The 17,145-nt window shown below is 60.2% G+C and carries 11 protein-coding genes; 7 read left to right on the top strand and 4 right to left on the bottom strand.

Annotated features, from left to right (window positions below):
- Positions 1–6: 6 nt before the first annotated feature.
- The gene (locus tag RFER_RS11195; RefSeq protein ID WP_011464507.1) at positions 7–1,542 is read left to right on the top strand and encodes a SpoVR family protein; all 1,536 of its coding nucleotides are present in this window, start codon (positions 7–9) and stop codon (positions 1,540–1,542) included.
- Positions 1,543–1,676: 134 nt separating this feature from the next.
- On the opposite strand, the gene lpdA is transcribed toward RFER_RS11195, so the two are convergent.
- From lpdA to aceE, 3 genes are all read right to left on the bottom strand, one after another.
- Positions 1,677–3,536, bottom strand: coding sequence for a dihydrolipoyl dehydrogenase (gene lpdA, locus RFER_RS11190; protein ID WP_011464506.1), 1,860 nt, complete (start codon positions 3,534–3,536; stop codon positions 1,677–1,679).
- A gap of 129 nt (positions 3,537–3,665) precedes the next feature.
- Positions 3,666–5,354, bottom strand: a complete 1,689-nt coding sequence (gene aceF / locus RFER_RS11185; protein ID WP_011464505.1) for a dihydrolipoyllysine-residue acetyltransferase — start codon at positions 5,352–5,354, stop codon at positions 3,666–3,668.
- 141 nt (positions 5,355–5,495) lie between these two features.
- The gene (gene aceE / locus RFER_RS11180; RefSeq protein ID WP_011464504.1) at positions 5,496–8,207 is read right to left on the bottom strand and encodes a pyruvate dehydrogenase (acetyl-transferring), homodimeric type; all 2,712 of its coding nucleotides are present in this window, start codon (positions 8,205–8,207) and stop codon (positions 5,496–5,498) included.
- A 208-nt stretch (positions 8,208–8,415) separates the two neighbouring features.
- On the opposite strand from aceE, the gene RFER_RS11175 reads away from it, so the two are divergent.
- The 5 genes from RFER_RS11175 to RFER_RS11155 all read left to right on the top strand — a co-directional run bounded on the left by RFER_RS11175 (position 8,416) and on the right by RFER_RS11155 (position 15,267).
- On the top strand, positions 8,416–10,980 hold the full coding sequence (locus RFER_RS11175) for a PAS domain-containing sensor histidine kinase (protein WP_049765647.1): 2,565 nt from the start codon (positions 8,416–8,418) through the stop codon (positions 10,978–10,980).
- Positions 10,977–11,603: a response regulator transcription factor gene (locus tag RFER_RS11170; RefSeq protein ID WP_011464502.1), complete on the top strand. Its 627-nt coding sequence runs from the start codon at positions 10,977–10,979 to the stop codon at positions 11,601–11,603. The genes RFER_RS11175 and RFER_RS11170 overlap by 4 nt, the downstream gene beginning before the upstream one ends.
- 74 nt (positions 11,604–11,677) lie before the next feature.
- Positions 11,678–12,541: a bifunctional methylenetetrahydrofolate dehydrogenase/methenyltetrahydrofolate cyclohydrolase FolD gene (gene folD, locus RFER_RS11165; protein ID WP_011464501.1), complete on the top strand. Its 864-nt coding sequence runs from the start codon at positions 11,678–11,680 to the stop codon at positions 12,539–12,541.
- 6 nt (positions 12,542–12,547) lie between these two features.
- A complete protein-coding gene (locus RFER_RS11160; RefSeq protein WP_011464500.1) occupies positions 12,548–14,587 on the top strand; it encodes a M3 family metallopeptidase in 2,040 nt (679 codons plus the stop codon).
- 14 nt (positions 14,588–14,601) lie between these two features.
- Entirely contained in the window at positions 14,602–15,267 is a 666-nt protein-coding gene (locus tag RFER_RS11155; protein WP_011464499.1) for a DUF4124 domain-containing protein, read from the top strand.
- Between the two features lie 46 nt (positions 15,268–15,313).
- Here RFER_RS11155 and rpiA read toward each other — a convergent pair whose 3' ends face one another.
- Positions 15,314–16,018 carry a ribose-5-phosphate isomerase RpiA gene (gene rpiA / locus RFER_RS11150; protein WP_011464498.1) on the bottom strand — a complete coding sequence of 235 codons (705 nt, stop codon included), beginning with the start codon at positions 16,016–16,018 and terminating at the stop codon, positions 15,314–15,316.
- A gap of 46 nt (positions 16,019–16,064) precedes the next feature.
- On the opposite strand from rpiA, the gene RFER_RS11145 reads away from it, so the two are divergent.
- Positions 16,065–17,138 (top strand): quinone-dependent dihydroorotate dehydrogenase, encoded by a 1,074-nt coding sequence (locus RFER_RS11145; RefSeq protein ID WP_011464497.1) that lies wholly within the window; start codon positions 16,065–16,067, stop codon positions 17,136–17,138.
- Positions 17,139–17,145: the final 7 nt, after the last annotated feature.

Here is a 17,145-nt window from a genome sequence, read left to right as displayed (position 1 = left end):
CCCATCATGGCGCAAAAATCAAGCCCCGCTTTGCCCACCGGATCTGAGTGGACCTTTGCCGCCCTGGAGCAATACGACGAGGCTATTGGCCGCGTAGCGGCCGATTACCAGCTTGATTGCTACCCCCACATTCTGGAGGTCATTAGTGCCGAGCAGATGATGGATGCCTACGCCTCCATCGGCATGCCGGTGTATTACCACCACTGGTCCTACGGCAAGCATTTTCTGTCCACCGAGAACCGCTACAAGCGTGGCCAAATGGGTCTGGCCTACGAGATCGTCATCAACTCGGATCCCTGCATTGCCTACCTGATGGAAGAAAACACGCTGCCGATGCAGGGTTTGGTCATCGCCCATGCGGCCTATGGTCACAACTCCTTCTTTAAAGGCAACCATCTGTTCAAACAGTGGACCAGCGCCGATGCCATCGTGGACTACCTGGTGTTTGCCAAGAAATTCATTGCCCAGTGCGAAGAGCGACACGGCGTGGGCCTAGTCGAAAAGCTGCTTGATGCCTGCCACGCGCTGCAAAATCTGGGCGTGGACCGTTTCAAGCGCTCGCCGCGACTCTCCCTGAACAAGGAAACACTGCGACAAAAAGAGCGCTCGGACTACCTCCAGAGCCAGGTCAATGACCTGTGGCGCACCGTGCCGCCGCGCCCGGAAGCGGACCGAACCGAACAAGAGGCCCGGTTTCCGGCCGAGCCCGAAGAGAACCTGCTTTATTTCATTGAGAAAAACGCGCCCCTGCTGGAGTCCTGGCAGAGGGAGATCATTCGAATTGTGCGCAAAATCGGGCAGTACTTTTACCCCCAGCGCCAGACGCAGGTCATGAACGAGGGTTGGGCCACATTCTGGCATTACACCTTGCTCAATACGCTCTATGACCTGGGCGGCCTGTCCGACGGCTTCATGCTCGAATTCCTGCAATCACACACCAACGTCATCTACCAGCCGCCCTATAACAGCCCGCATTACTCTGGCATCAATCCTTATGCACTTGGTTTCGCCATGTGGCGCGACATCCGCCGCATCTGCGAAAACCCAAGCGCTGAAGACCGTGAGTGGTTTCCTGACATTGCCGGCTCCAACTGGCGCGAGAGCCTGGAGTTCGCGATGCAGAACTTCAAAGACGAGAGCTTCATCGCCCAATATCTCTCGCCCCAGCTCATGCGTGACTTTCGCTTTTTTTCGGTGCTCGATGATGATGCGCGCTCCAAGTTGCAGATCCAGGCGATTCACGATGAAAGTGGCTATCGGGCCTTGCGCCAACAGTTGTCCGAGCAGTACAACCTGGGCAGTCTGGAGCCCAATATCCAGATCTGGAACGTCGATTTACGCGGCGACCGCTCGCTGACCTTGCGCCACTTTTCCCAGCAGCGCCGGCCCTTGGACGAAGCGAGCAAGGCGGTGATGGAGCACGTTGCCTATCTGTGGGGCTTCACGGTGCGACTCGAGAACCAGGACAGCGACGGTAAAGTCAGCTTGATTGCAGAACGCATGCGGGAGAAGCGCGCCAGCCACCCCGGCATCGGCCCCTGAGGTTTGCCGCATGGCAGGGTCACCGGCGCGCAATCCCGTGGCCAGCACCGTAGAGTCTGTGTAGCTTGCCCCTCAGAATGCAGAAAGCCCGAACCTGTGAGGGTTCGGGCTTTTGCCTTGCAAGGGACGAGAGACTACTTACGCGCCGGCGGCAAGTCCGTGCAACTCCCATGCGCCACTTCAGCCGCCATGCCGATGCTCTCGCCCAGCGTGGGATGCGGGTGAATGGTCTTGCCGATGTCGATGGCGTCAGCGCCCATCTCGATCGCCAGCGCAATCTCACCAATCATGTCGCCCGCATGCGTGCCAACCATGCCGCCGCCCAGGATCTTGCCGTGGCCGTGCGCGTCCTCGCTGTCATCAAACAGCAGCTTGGTCACGCCTTCGTCGCGGCCGTTGGCAATGGCACGGCCGGACGCCGTCCAGGGGAACAGCCCCTTCTTGACCTTGATGCCTTGCGCCTTGGCCTGGTCTTCGGTCAGGCCGACCCAGGCCACCTCGGGGTCGGTGTAGGCCACGCTCGGGATGACGCGGGCGTTGAAGGCGGCGCTGGCCAGCTCTTTGTTGCCTTGTAATTCACCGGCTATCACTTCCGCTGCCACATGCGCTTCGTGCACCGCCTTGTGCGCCAGCATCGGCTGGCCCACGATGTCGCCGATGGCGAAGATGTGGGGCACGTTGGTGCGCATCTGGATGTCGACATTGATGAAGCCACGGTCTGTGACTGCGACGCCGGCTTTCTCGGCGGCGATCTTCTTGCCGTTGGGCGTGCGGCCCACCGCCTGCAACACCAGGTCGTAGGTTTGCGGTTCGGGCACTTTCACGCCCTCCTCTGCTGCGGCAAACGTCACCTCGATGCCCTCGGGCGTGGCTCTGGCGCCGACCGTTTTGGTCTTGAGCATGATGTTGTCGAAACGCGGGGCATTCATCTTTTGCCAGATCTTGACCAGGTCGCGATCCGCGCCCTGCATCAGGCCGTCGAGCATTTCGACCACGTCCAGGCGGGCGCCGAGCGTGCTGTAGACCGTGCCCATTTCCAGGCCGATGATGCCGCCGCCCAGGATCAGCATGCGTTTGGGCACCTCTTTAAGCGCCAGCGCGCCGGTGCTGTCCACCACGCGGGGATCGTCTGGCATGAACGGCAGGCGCACGGCTTGGCTGCCCGCAGCGATGATGCATTTCTTGAACGCAATGGTCTGCGTCTTGCCGGTTTTCTCTTGGGATGTGCCGGTGGTTTCTTCGACCTGCACATGGTTGGCGCCGACAAACGCGCCGTAGCCGCGCACCACGGTCACCTTGCGCATCTTGGCCATGGCGGCCAGGCCGCCGGTGAGCTTGGTGACGACTTTCTCTTTGTGAGCACGCAGCTTGTCCACACTGACTGTGGGCGCGCCAAAGTCCACGCCGAGCGCGGCCATGTGGCTGACTTCATCGATGACCGCAGCCACGTGCAGCAGCGCCTTGCTGGGGATGCAGCCCACGTTCAGACAGACACCGCCCAGTTGGGCGTAGCGCTCGACCAGGATGACTTTGAGGCCCAAATCCGCCGCGCGGAAGGCAGCCGAATAACCACCGGGGCCGCCGCCGAGCACCAGCAAATCGCAATCCAGATCGACGCCGCCTGCATAGCTGGCGGCAGTGGCGACTGGGATGGGCGCGCTCACAGCTGGAGATGCTACTGTTTGTGTAGCTGCCTGCGTAGACGCGACGGGGGCTACAGCCTGATTTGGCTTGATATCTGGAACGACAGGAGCCTCTGCCGCCTCCAGCACCAGCAACACCGAGCCTTCAGAGACCTTGTCGCCCAGCGCAACCTTGAGCTCCTTGACGACGCCCGCGTGGCTGCAGGGAATTTCCATGGACGCCTTGTCGGACTCCACTGTGATCAGGCTTTGCTCGGCCCGGACGGTGTCGCCGGGCTTGACCAGCAGCTCGATGACGGTGACTTCGGCGAAGTCGCCAATGTTGGGGACTTTGATGTCGATCAGTGCCATATTCTTCTCTTTCTAATTAGTTGAGGACAGAGCTTGTTCGCTTCGCGTAACTGCGGTCTGTCCCGCAAGGTTTCAGTATGTCGGGGTCAGAGCACGTTTGCTGCGCAAAGTGGTCTGACCCGCAAGGTTCTAAAGCAACACCCGGCGGAAATCGCCCAGGATTTGGCCCAGATAGACATTGAAGCGGGCCGCAGCGGCACCGTCAATCACGCGGTGGTCCCAGGTAAGTGACAGCGGCAGCATCAGGCGTGGCTGGAACGCCTTGCCATCCCACACCGGCTGGATGGTGGAGCGGCACACGCCCAGAATCGACACTTCAGGCGCGTTGATGATGGGCGTGAAATAACGCCCGCCAATGCCGCCCAGGCTGCTGATGGTGAAGCTGGCGCCGGTCATCTCGGCCGGGCTCAACTTGCCATCGCGCGCCTTTTTGGCCAGTTCGCCCATCTCGACCGAGATTTGCATGATGCCTTTTTGATCAGCATCCTTGATCACCGGCACCATCAGGCCGTTGGGCGTGTCCGCCGCAAAACCGATGTGGTAGTACTGCTTGTAGATCAGCGCGTCGCCGTCCAGCGAGCTGTTGAACTCGGGGTATTTCTTGAGCGCGGCCACGCAGGCCTTGATCAGGAACGCCAGCATGGTGACCTTCACGCCACTCTTCTCGTTCTCTTTGTTGGTCGAGACCCGGAAGGCTTCCAGGTCGGTGATGTCACAGTCGTCATGGTTGGTCACGGCCGGAATCAGGATCGCGTTGCGCAGCAGGTTGGCACCGCTGATTTTCTTGATGCGGCTGAGTTCCTTGCGCTCGACCGGCCCAAACTTGGCAAAGTCCACTTTCGGCCACGGGATCAGGCCCAGGCCTGCGCCGTCAGCGCCTGGAGCGGCTGCGGCTGCCTTGGGCTGTGCCTGAGCAGCCAGCGTTTGAATCGCGCCGCTCATCACCGAGCGGGTGAAGGCTTGCACGTCGTTGTCGGTGATGCGACCTTTGAGACCCGTGCCTTTGACCTCATCCAGGGGCACGCCCAACTCGCGGGCAAACTTGCGCACCGACGGCGAGGCGTGGGGCAGACCCAGCGGGGCCGATGTGGGGATGTGCGCGGGCACGGCCAGCACGGCAGTTGCTGGTGCAACAGCAGCCGCAGCCGAGACCAGCGGTGCAGCGGCTGCCGCTGAAGCCTGCGCAGTTGCAGCTGCAGCCATAGCAACCGGCGCGGCGCCTTCCAGAATCGCCAGCAGGTCGCCAATATTGACTTTGTCGCCCAGTTTGACCTTGAGCTCCTTGATCACGCCCGCCGCGCTGGACGGGATTTCCATGGATGCTTTATCAGACTCCACGGTAATCAGGCTTTGCTCAAGCCGGACAGCGTCGCCCACCTTGACCATGACCTCAATCACCGTCACATCCTTGAAGTCACCAATGTCAGGCACGTGTACCTCGACCGGGCCTGCGCTCGATGCTGCTACATCAGTAGCAGCTGGCGCAGGAGGAACGGGGGCTACAGCCTGATTTGTCTTGAATTCCTGGGCTGCTGCCGGCACCGCGGCGGCCGGTGCTGCAGCTGCGGTGCCCTCGGCACTAGCCACCTCCAGCAACAACAACAATGAGCCTTGCTTGACCTTGTCGCCCAAAGCGACCTTGAGCTCCTTGACCACGCCAGCCGATGACGACGGAATTTCCATCGACGCCTTGTCGGACTCGACGGTAATCAGGCTTTGTTCAGCCTTGACGGTGTCGCCCGGCTTGACCAGCAGTTCAATCACGGCAACTTCATCAAAATCGCCAATGTCCGGGACTTTTACTTCGATTAAGGACATACGTGTCTCCTTATTTATTCAGTTAACGGGCAAGGCAAGCGTGCCGCCCTCTCATTATGAAACCTGCTGTGCCACTGCCACCAACCCCCGCCTGCTGGCATGCGGCAGGGCGTGGTGTCACAAGGCAGCAGGTGATTCAGATCACGCGTACAGCGGATTGACCTTGTCGGTCTTGATACCGTACCTGGCAATCGCTTCAACCACTTTAGCCACCGGCAGCGTGCCTTCTTCACTCAGCGCCTTCAGCGCCGCCACCACGATGAAATGGCGGTTGATCTCGAAGTGCTCACGCAACTTGGAGCGGAAGTCGCTGCGGCCAAACCCGTCGGTGCCCAGCACTTTGAAGGTGCGGCCCTTGGGGATGAAGGAGCGAATCTGCTCGGCATAAGCCTTCATGTAGTCGGTGGCGGCCACCACCGGGCCGGCATGTTTTTCGAGCTGTTGGGCGACAAACGACACGCTGGGCGCCTGCGCCGGATGCAACAGGTTATGGCGCTCACAGGCTTGGCCGTCACGCGCCAGCTCGTTGAAGCTGGGGCAGCTCCAGACATTGGCACTGATGCCCCAGTCCTTGGCCAGCAGCTCTTGCGCGGCAATTGATTCACGCAGGATGCTGCCAGAGCCCAGCAACTGCACCGTCGGCTGCTTGGCAGCCGTTGTGCCCGCTTTGCACAGGTACATGCCCTTGATGATCTGCTCCTCAGTGCCCGCCGTCAGCCCGGGCATCGGGTAGTTTTCATTGAGCAGCGTGATGTAGTAATAAACGTTGTCCTGCTTCTCGACCATGCGCTTCAAGCCGTGGTGCAGGATGACGCCCACCTCATGCGCAAAGGTCGGGTCGTAGCTGATGCAGTTGGGAATGGTGCCGGCCAGGATGTGGCTGTGACCATCTTCGTGTTGCAGGCCTTCACCATTGAGCGTGGTGCGCCCGGAGGTGCCGCCCAGCAAAAAGCCGCGCGCCTGCATGTCGCCGGCCGCCCAGGCCAGGTCGCCGATGCGCTGGAAGCCAAACATCGAGTAGTACACGTAGAACGGCACCATGATGCGGTTGGAGGTGGAGTAGCTGGTAGCCGCCGCGATCCAGCTCGCCATGCCACCGGCTTCGTTGATACCCTCCTGCAGCACCTGGCCCTTGGCATCTTCCTTGTAGTACATGACCTGGTCTTTGTCGACCGGGGTGTATTTCTGGCCTTCCGGGTTGTAGATGCCAATCTGGCGGAATAAGCCTTCCATGCCAAAGGTGCGGCCCTCGTCGACCAGAATCGGCACAACCCGTGAACCCAGCGCCTGGTCGCGCAGCAACTGGCTCAAAAAGCGCACGTATGCTTGCGTGGTGGAGATTTCGCGGCCTTCGGCGGTCGGGTCGAGCACGGCTTTAAAGACTTCCAGCGCCGGCACGGTGAAATGCTCGTCGGCTTTGGTGCGCCGGTGCGGCAGGTAACCACCGAGCGCCTTGCGACGCTCGTGCAGATACTTCATCTCGGGTGTGTCATCGGCCGGTTTGTAGAACGGCAGCTTGGACAACTCGCTGTCCGGAATCGGGATGTTGAAACGATCACGGAAGATCTTGATGTCTTCATCGGTCAGTTTCTTGGTCTGGTGCACGGCGTTCTTGCCCTCGCCGCTCTTGCCCATGCCAAAACCCTTGACGGTCTTGATCAGCAACACGCTCGGCTGGTCCTTGTGATTGACCGCCGAATGGTAGGCGGCATACACTTTTTGCGGGTCATGGCCGCCGCGGCGCAGGTTCCAGATGTCGTCGTCGCTCATCTTGGCCACCATCGCCAGCGTGCGCGGGTCGCGGCCAAAGAAATGCTCGCGCACATAGGCGCCGTCTTTGGACTTGAAGGTCTGGTAGTCACCATCGAGCGTGTCCATCATGACCTTGCGCAAAGCGTCGTCTTTGTCACGCGCCAGCAGCGGATCCCAGTTGCTGCCCCACAGCAGCTTGATCACGTTCCAGCCCGCGCCGCGGAAGGTGCTTTCCAACTCCTGAATGATCTTGCCGTTGCCACGCACCGGGCCGTCCAGGCGCTGCAGGTTGCAGTTGATGACGAAAATCAGGTTGTCGAGTTTTTCGCGCGCGGCCAGACCGATAGCGCCCAGGGACTCCACCTCGTCCATTTCGCCATCGCCACAAAACACCCAGACCTTGCGGTTCTCGGTGTTGGCAATGCCACGGGCGTGCAGGTATTTCAGAAAGCGCGCCTGGTAAATTGCCATCAGCGGCCCGAGGCCCATTGACACCGTGGGGAATTGCCAGAACTCGGGCATCAGCTTGGGGTGCGGGTAGCTGGACAGGCCCTTGCCACCGGTTTCCTGGCGGAAATTGAGCAACTGCTCTTCGGTCAAACGGCCTTCAAGGTAGGCACGGGCATAAACACCGGGTGCCACGTGACCCTGGATATAGAGACAGTCACCACCATGGTTTTCACTCTCGGCATGCCAAAAATGGTTGAAACCGGCGCCAAACATATGGGCCAGCGAGGCAAACGAGCCAATGTGCCCGCCCAGATCGCCACCGTCCACGGGGTGATGCCGGTTGGCTTTAACCACCATCGCCATGGCGTTCCAGCGCATGTAGGCGCGCAGGCGTTCTTCAATTTCGATGTTGCCGGGGCAGCGCTCTTCCTGATCCGGCTCCAGGGTGTTGACATAGCCGGTGTTGGCCGAAAACGGCATGTCGATGCTGCCTTGGCGCGCATGCTCAAGCAACTGCTCCAGCAAAAAATGGGCGCGCTCAGGGCCTTCGCGCTCGATGACGGCGGATAGCGCATCCATCCATTCACGGGTTTCCTGGCTGTCGACGTCAGGCGCTGCTGCGCCGGCCAAATTCTCGGGAACTGCTGACATTTTTGTCTCCTGGGTGAGTTGTCGTTTTGATGTTATTGGGATTTTCTAAAAACGCCAATGGTTTAATTTTGCCAGAATTTTCAAAATATTTCGAATTATGCGATGTGATTTCATACTATGAGATAAAATGCACCCAAGCAAAGCCTAACTCATCCACACGTCGGGGCATCGGCCTTGCGTCAACATGCTGGCATCTACACTCGGCACTATGCCTTCAAGTTCTCTTATTCCACTCGCCGGTCCTGAGAAACTCACGCCGCCGGCAAGGTTAAAACGCTGGTGGCAGCGTTTGGCGCCGCAACGGCAGGACCGTTTTGCCGTGCTGGCGCCACTGGTGGCTGTGGTTCTGTTTTTGGCCGCCATCGTGGCGGCATTCGGTTATCTGCGACTGGAGGAAATCGAACGTGAGCAAGAAGCGGTCAATCGGGACGTGGAGTACACGCAGCAGCGTCTGCGTCTGCGGCTGCTGGAGCGCCAGGAACAGCTCATGCGGATCGCGCGTGAGGTTTCCAACCGGGAGCTCGATGCGGACGAGTTCCAGAGCCGGGCCGAGGCGATCGTCAACCAATACCCCGAGTTGGAAAGCCTGAGCTGGATTGACAACCGTCGCAACGTCAAAGCCAGCTTCGGCTCCGTCAGTCTGGCGCCGCACCTGGTTAAAAAAATAGGCAGCACACTGGAGCCAGGCGAATCGGTCAGCAGCTACAACCTGGCACGCGAGCTGCAGCAACCCATTTACGCGATGCACGCGGCAGGTGCCAACAGTCCTGCCGTGCTGCAATTGCACATTCCATTCAGCGACCGCGCCCGCTTTTTGGGTGTTCTGCTGGCCGAATACTCCATCGACGGTTTGTTCCGTTATGGCGTGCCCGCCGAGGTGTCAGCCCGTTACGCGGTCTCGTTCCATGATGCCAACGGGGGCCTGCTGGCGGGCACCAGCATTGCGCCGCGCAAGCCCGGCGCCCGCTTGCTGCCGTGGGACAAACCGGTCAATTTTTATGAAGTCCCGGTATCCCCGGTAGGCAATGGCCTCATCATCCGGGCCCAGGCGTATCGGGCCTCGCTGGGCGTGGTGGGCAGTGGGCTGTTCTGGCTGGTTAACGCCCTGAGCCTGATGACGGCCTGGATGTTGATCGCCAACTGGCGCCATACCCGCCGGCGCATGCAGGCGCAGCAGGCGCTGATATCGGAAACCAGCTTTCGCCGGGCCATGGAAAACTCCATGCTGACGGGCATGCGCGCGCTCGATCTGCAGGGCCGCATCACCTATGTCAATCCGGCTTTTTGCCGCATGACCGGGTGGAGTGAACCCGACCTGGTGGGGCGAACCGCGCCTTTTCCCTATTGGCCCGAGGCTGACATTGATTCCTTGTCTTCACGCCTGCAAGAAGAACTGGCCGGCAAGATTCAGTCCAGTGGCATCCAGTTCCGGGTCAAGCGCCGCGACGGATCGCTGTTTGACGCGCGGCTTTATGTCTCACCGCTGATTGATGCCCATGGCATACAAACCGGCTGGATGACGTCCATGACCGACATCAGTGAACCGAACCGGATTCGGGATCAACTGTCGGCCTCACACGAACGCTTTACCACGGTCCTCGAAGCGCTGGACGCCTCGATCTCGGTGGCGCCGCTGGGCAGCGACGAGCTGTTGTTTGCCAACAAACTGTACCGGCTGTGGTTTGGAACCGAAGCGGGCGGACATCTGCAACTGGTCGCCGAGGCCGGTGTACCGGCAACGCCCACCAGTGATGACTCGCTTGACCCCGTAGACGCTTTTGCCGGTCTGCCCACCAACTCGCTGCCCGACAGCGATCCTGAAAGTGCCGAGCTGTACGTCGACGCCCTGGGCAAGTGGTTGGAGGTGCGCACCCGTTATTTGAGCTGGGTCGATGGTCGCCTGGCGCAAATGGTGATTGCCACAGACATCACCGCGCGCCGGGTTGCCGAGGAACAATCTGCGGCCCAAATCGAGCGTGCCCAGACCGCCAGCCGCTTGATCACCATGGGTGAGATGGCCTCCAGCGTGGCGCACGAACTCAATCAGCCGCTGACCGCCATCAACAACTACTGCAACGGCATGGTGTCGCGCATCAAGTCGCAGCAAATCAGTGAAGACGAGTTGCTGGGTGCACTGGAAAAAACTGCCAAGCAGGCGCAGCGGGCCGGTCAGATCATTCATCGCATTCGCTCTTTCGTCAAACGCAGCGAGCCCAACCGCTCGCCATCGAACATCGAAAGCATGGTGGACGAAGCGGTGGAATTGGTGGAAATCGAGATGCGCCGGCGCAACGTGCGCCTCACCCACTATGTGGCCCCGCGCCTGCCGGTCCTGCTGGTGGACCCGATTCTGATCGAGCAGGTACTGGTCAATTTGCTTAAAAATGCCGCCGAATCTGTGGATGCCGCCCAGCGGCCCACGGCACAACGCAGTGTCATGTTGCGCGTCGCGCCAACGCAGGTCGACGACAAACCGGTGATTGAATTCGCCGTGCTGGACTCCGGCCAGGGGCTCGCGCCCGAGGTGATGGCGCGGCTGTATGAGGCTTTTCATTCCACCAAAGCCGAAGGCATGGGCATCGGCCTGAGCCTGTGCCGCTCGATTGTGGAATCGCACCTGGGCCGGATGAAAGCCGAGAACCTCTACAATGGCCCCGATCTGACCGGCTGCTGTTTCTCGTTCTGGATTCCCATGATAGAAGTGCTGCCACCGAAGGCACGTCTGCCAGCCGGTCAAGCCAACGACAACCAAGGACACCCAAGTAAAACATGAGTTTGATACCAAAAAAGGGCACGGTTTACGTGGTGGACGACGACGAAGCGGTACGTGACTCGCTTCAATGGCTACTCGAAGGCAAAGACTACCGGGTCCGCTGTTTTGAATCCGGCGAGTCATTTTTAAGCCGTTACGACGCCCGCGAGGTGGCCTGTTTGATCGTGGACATCCGCATGGGTGGCATGACCGGACTGGAACTGCAAAGTCGTTTGCTGGAGAGCCACTCGCCACTTCCCATTGTCTTCATCACCGGCCACGGTGACGTGCCGATGGCGGTAGACACCATGAAAAAAGGTGCGATGGACTTTATCCAGAAGCCATTCAAGGAAGATCAACTGGTCACACTGGTCGAGCGCATGCTGGAGCAGGCCAAAGACACTTTTGCCGACCATCAGAGCGCGGCCAGCCGGGACGCCCTGATGGCACGTCTGACGCTGCGCGAAGCACAGGTGCTGGAACGCATCGTGGCCGGGCGCCTGAACAAGCAGATTGCCGACGACCTGGGCATCAGCATCAAAACGGTGGAGGCGCACCGCGCCAACATCATGGAAAAGCTCAACGCCAATACGGTCGCCGACTTGCTGAAAATTGCTTTGGGACAAACCCCCGCAAAAGCTTAGTGCTATTTATTTTATAGCTGCCCGCCCAGTTCCGATAAGGGCTAGCGGGCTTTTTTACTTATAGGAATGAAATCATGACAACGCAGAAATTCGGTCAAATCATTGATGGTGTCGCCCTCTCTGCCAAGCTGCGTGCCGATGTTGCCACCCGCGTGCTGGCGCTCAAGGCACGCGGTGTGACCCCCGGCCTGGCGGTCATTCTGGTCGGCGAAGACCCCGCCAGCGCCGTGTACGTGCGCAACAAGGTCAAGGCCTGCCAAGACACCGGCGTGCGCTCGGTGTTCGAAAAGTACGAGGCTACTCTGTCCGAGGCCGATCTGCTGGCCCGCATTGCCGCGCTCAATGCCGATCCCAGCATCCACGGCATTCTGGTGCAGATGCCGATCCCCAAACACATCAACCCGCACAAGGTGATCGAAGCGATTTCTGTCACCAAAGACGTGGACGGTTATGCCACCTTGAGCGCCGGTGAATTGATGACCGGGGCGCCTGGTTTTCGGCCCTGCACGCCCTACGGCTGCATGAAACTGATTGAAACCACCGGCATTGATTTGCGCGGCAAACACGCCGTGGTCATCGGGCGCAGCAACACGGTGGGCAAACCGATGGCGCTGCTGCTGCTGCAAGCCAATGCTACCGTGACCGTGTGCCACAGCGCCACGCGGGACATCGGCTACCACACCCGCCAGGCGGACGTGATCGTCGCCGCGGTGGGCAAGCGCAATGTACTGACCGCCGATATGGTGAAACCTGGCGCGGTCGTGATTGATGTCGGCATGAACCGCAACGATGAAGGCAAGCTGTGTGGCGATGTGGACTTTGCCGGTGTGAAAGAAGTTGCAGGCTTCATTACCCCGGTGCCCGGTGGGGTCGGCCCCATGACCATTACGATGTTGCTGGTCAACACCCTTGAAGCCGCCGAACGCACCGTCAAGTAACACCGCATGAACAATCCCCTGCTCTCTTTTGACGATTTGCCGCTGTTCGACCAGATCAAGCCGGAGCACGTGGCGCCCGCCGTCGACCAGTTGCTGGCCGCTGCCAGCGCCGCACTGACGAGGGTCACCGCCCCGGATTTTCCGGCGCGCTGGAGCGACATTGCCAGTGTGCTGGATGTCGCCACTGAAAAGCTGGGGCGCGCCTGGGGCGCCGTGAGCCACTTGAACAGCGTGGCCGACACACCCGAGCTGCGCGCCGCCTACAACGAGGCGCTGCCCAAAATCACCGAGTTTTTTACCCGCCTGGGAGCCGATGAGCGCTTGTATGCCAAGTACAAAGCGATTGACCCGACTTCACTGGATGCAGAGCAGCGCCAGGCCCACAAAAACGCGCTGCGCAACTTTGTGCTGGGCGGCGCGGAACTGGTGGGTGCCGACCGCGAGCGCTTTGCCGCCATCCAGGAGCGCCAAGCCGAGCTGGGCCAAAAATTCAGCGAGAACGCGCTGGACGCGACCGACGCCTTTGCCTACTACGCCCAGGCGTCTGAACTCGACGGTGTGCCCGATGACGTGCAGCAGGCCGCCTTGACCGCGGCACAAGCAGAAGGCAAAGAAGGCTACAAGCTGACGCTCAAAATGCCGTGCTACCTGCCGGTGATGCAGTTTGCCCGTAAGAGCGCCCTGCGCGAGAAGCTGTACCGTGCCTATGTCACACGCGCCTCGGATCAGGCCGACCCCCAAACGCGCAAATTCGACAACTCGGCCCTGATCAGCGAAATGCTGGCCTTGCGGCTGGAAGAAGCCAAGTTGCTGGGCTACCGCAACTTTGGCGAACTCTCGGTTGTGCCCAAAATGGCCGAATCGCCTGAGCACGTGGTTACCTTTTTGCGCGACCTGGCGACCAAAGCGCGGCCATTCGCCGAGCAAGACCTGGCCGACCTGCGCGAGTTCGCCACGCAACAGCTGAACTTGCCCGACCCGCAGGCCTGGGACTGGCCTTATGTCAGCGAAAAGCTCAAGGAAGCGCGCTACGCCTTCAGCGAGCAGGAAGTCAAGCAGTACTTTCCGGCGCCCAAAGTGTTGGCGGGGCTGTTCAAAATTGTGGAGACACTGTTTGACGTCAACATCCGGGAAGACCATGCGCCGGTATGGAATGCCGGTGTCAAGTTCTACCGGATCGAGCGCACAGGCCATCTTGTCGGCCAGTTTTACCTGGACCCCTCAGCGCGCACCGGCAAGCGCGGCGGTGCCTGGATGGACGACGTGCGCTCTCGCTGGTTGCGCCCGGACACGCATCAATTGCAAACGCCTGTGGCGCATCTGGTGTGCAACTTTGCCGAAGGCGTGGGTGACAAACCGGCGCTGCTGACACACGACGATGTCACCACCCTGTTTCATGAATTTGGTCATGGCTTGCATCACCTGCTGTCGCAGGTCAACGAGCGCGACGTATCGGGCATCAGCGGTGTGGAGTGGGACGCGGTGGAGTTGCCCAGCCAGTTCATGGAAAACTTCTGCTGGGAGTGGGACGTGCTGCGCCACATGAGCGCGCATGTCGACACCGGCGCGCCGCTGCCGCGCGCGCTGTTTGACAAGATGCTGGCGGCGAAGAACTTCCAGAGTGGCATGCAGACGCTGCGGCAAATCGAGTTTTCGCTGTTTGACATGTTGCTGCACACGGCGCACGATCCCGCGCTTGACTTGATGCCTTTATTGAACCAGGTGCGGGCCGAAGTGGCGGTGCTGCAACCACCGGATTGGAGCCGCACGGCCCACACCTTCAGTCATATTTTTGCCGGTGGCTACGCCGCCGGTTACTACAGCTACAAATGGGCCGAAGTTTTGAGTGCCGATGCCTACGCCGCTTTTGAAGAAACAGTGGGCCAGGACGGTTTGCCCAACGTGGAGACAGGCCGAAAATACCGCCAGGCCATTCTGGAAGCCGGCGGCAGCCGCCCGGCCATGGAGTCGTTCAAGGCCTTTCGCGGGCGCGCGCCCAATCTGGATGCCTTGCTGCGGCATCAAGGTATGTCCGGAAAAAAGTGAAGCGAGTGCCCAACATGAAAAATAGCATCCATCAAGTCAACCCAAAAACATGGGGCGCCACTGCCGCCATTGGTGCGGCGCTGCTGCTGGCCGTGGGCCTGGCGCAGGCCCAGACGATTTATCGCGTGGTGGGGGCGGATGGCAAAGTGACGTTTTCTGACAAACCCCCGGTCGCTGCGGCCAACGTGAGCACTACCGAGGCGGGCGGCAAGGCGATGAGTGCCGGCGGGCCCGCGCTGCCGTTTGAGTTGCGGCAAGTGGTCAGCAAATACCCGGTCACGCTCTACACCTCCAGCAATTGCGCCCCCTGTGGATCGGGTCGCGCGCTGCTCAGCAGTCGCGGCATTCCATTCACCGAGAAAACCGTCAATACGGCCGAAGATAGCGATGCGCTGCAACGCATCAGTGGTGAGAACTCGCTGCCCTTTCTGACCATTGGCGGCCAGCAAATCAAGGGCTTCTCTGATTCGGAGTGGACACAATTTCTGAATGCAGCAGGTTATCCCAAGGCATCCGTGCTGCCCAGCGCCTACCGCAATCCGGCCACAACACCCTTGGTTGTGGTCCAAAAACCGGTTCCCACTGCCAAAGCTGAAGAGAATCAGAATCAGCCCCAATCGCCAGCGCCAGGCCAGGCGCCGGTGGACAGCCCCTCCAATCCGGCAGGTATCAAGTTTTAAGTCTTGATCAGTTGAGGACAGGGCTAACGATCTGTCCCGCCAAGTATCAGAAAGTCAAAGTCTTGACCCCTCGGGCCGTGCCCAAGAGGCACACCTGGGCCTTTTGATAGGCAAAAACACCCACTGTCACCACACCCGGCCACTGACTGACCAGCGTCTCGAAGGCCAGCGGGTCGCTTATCTGTAATCCGGTCACGTCAAGGAGAATCTGACCGTTATCCGTCACCAGCGGCTGATCGCCTTTGAGACGCACCTGCGCCCGGCCCCCCAGCGCAGCAAACTGCTGTGTGATCCGCTGCGCCGCCATGGGAATGATTTCGACCGGCAAGGGATACCGGCCCAGGGTCTGAACCAGCTTGGACTCATCGGCGATGCAGACGAATTGGTTGGCGAGCGCCGCCACAATCTTCTCGCGCGTGAGCGCTGCCCCACCGCCCTTGATCATGTTGCCGTGGCCGTCGATCTCATCGGCACCATCGATATAAACCGATAACTCGGCCACCTCATTGGCATCAAAGACAGGAATGCCCAAGGCCTTCAAGCGCAGGGTACTGGCTTCCGAACTGGAGACCGCACCCTTGATCAAATGTCTTATGCTGGCCAGGGCGTCGATGAATTTGTTCACGGTAGAACCGGTGCCAACGCCAACGATTTCGCCCGGCGCCACGTACTGCAGCGCGGCCTGGCCGACCAGGGTTTTGAGTTCATCTTGCGAAAGCGCGCCCGCAGCTTGGGAAATAGGGTTTGTCATCGGGGAAAATCAGGTCAGTTAAAAAATACGATGCAGGAATTATCCAATGGCTCTCATCCCTTACGCCCTCGCCCGCCCTTTTTTATTTAGCCTGGACCCGGAGACGGCCCATGAGTTGACCGTGCGTGCGCTGGCGCTGACCCAAGGGACTGCATTGCAACTGGCCTATGGCACCAGCCGGGTGAATGACCCGATCACGCTGGCCGGCCTGACTTTTCCGAACCGCGTTGGGCTGGCCGCCGGGCTGGACAAAAACGCCCGCTGCATTGACGGTCTGGGCGCCATGGGTTTTGGTTTTGTCGAGGTCGGCACCGTCACGCCACTGGCCCAGCCGGGCAACCCCAGACCGCGCCTGTTTCGCCTGCCCCAGGCGCAGGCGCTGATCAACCGGTTCGGGTTTAACAACGAGGGCTTGGCCAGCTTCATGGCCAACGTCAAGAATTCAACCTTTTATCGCCAGCGACAAAACCCGAACCTGGCAAGAAAGCCGCTGCCCTTGTTGCTGGGCCTGAATATCGGCAAGAACGCAGCCACACCGATTGAGCGTGCCACCGAGGACTATCTGACCTGCCTGGACGGTGTCTACCCGTATGCGGACTACGTCGCCGTCAATATTTCAAGCCCCAACACCAGGAACCTGCGTTCACTGCAAAGCGATGAAGCGCTCGACAGTTTGCTCGGCGCGATCGCGCACCGGCGCCAAGCGTTGGTCGCGCAACATGGCAAGCAGACCCCTATCTTTGTCAAGATTGCACCCGACCTGGATGCGTCGCAAGTGGACGTGATTGCAGCCAGCTTGAGGCGCCATGGCATGGACGGCGTGATCGCGACCAACACCACACTCAGCCGGGACGCCGTGAAAGGCCTGGCGCACGCTGATGAAACCGGCGGCTTGTCGGGTGCACCGGTACTGGCCATGAGCAACCGCGTGATCGGACAGCTGCGCGCCGCTTTGGGCCCGGGCTTTCCCATCATTGGCGTCGGCGGCGTGATGAGCGCCGATGACGCGGTGAGCAAAATCAGGGCTGGCGCCGATCTGGTGCAAATCTATACCGGCCTGATTTACCACGGCCCCAAGCTGGTGAAACAGGCCGCGGCACTGATCAAGACCAGCTGCTGAAGGCTTG

The organism is Rhodoferax ferrireducens T118, assembly GCF_000013605.1.
GTDB lineage: Bacteria > Pseudomonadota > Gammaproteobacteria > Burkholderiales > Burkholderiaceae_C > Rhodoferax > Rhodoferax ferrireducens.
The sequence above is the reverse complement of the archived record's forward strand: the minus strand, read 5'-3'. Positions and strand labels throughout refer to the sequence as shown.